General features: G+C 75.8%; 1 pseudogene. It reads left to right on the forward strand.

Annotated features, from left to right (window positions below):
- Window positions 1–496 (forward strand): annotated as a pseudogene (locus G3I71_RS46840) (M23 family metallopeptidase); the annotation flags it as partial.

A 496-nucleotide genomic window follows, 5' to 3' on the forward strand; every position in this document is an offset into this window, starting at 1 on the left:
CGCGTGGAGGCAGGGACGGTGCTGGGCGTCATGGGCCAGACCGGCACGTCCACCGCGACGCACCTGCACCTCGAGGCGTACCCCGAGGACCGGTTCGCACTCGTGGGTGATGCGTTCGCCACGACCGGGCGCGCGGTCGACCCCGAGCCGTACCTGCTGGCCCGCGGCGTGGACCTGCACGCCGGGACCGTCACGGTCGGTCGCCCCGGACCGAGCACGGGCACCGTGCCCGACATCACCATCCCGGGGCCGGTGGCCCCCATCGTCCCCGAGGAGGACATCGTGGCCAGCATCCAGGACCTCGAGCGCGTCGTGGGCGACGCGGTCGCACCGCTGCGACGCGCGCTGCGCGCGTACCGGCTGGACGTGCCCGGCGCGCAGGCGCTCTACGCCCAGGTCGGCGGCACCGCCAGGGTGTGGCTCAAGGCGCCCGCCGAGGTGGCCGCGGTTGCGCCGGGAGGCACCGTCCCTCTGCCGGCCGACGACGCGTTCTGGG

Origin of the sequence: Streptomyces sp. SID12501, assembly GCF_010550245.1 — a bacterium.
Taxonomy (GTDB): Bacteria; Actinomycetota; Actinomycetes; order Streptomycetales; family Streptomycetaceae; genus Streptomyces.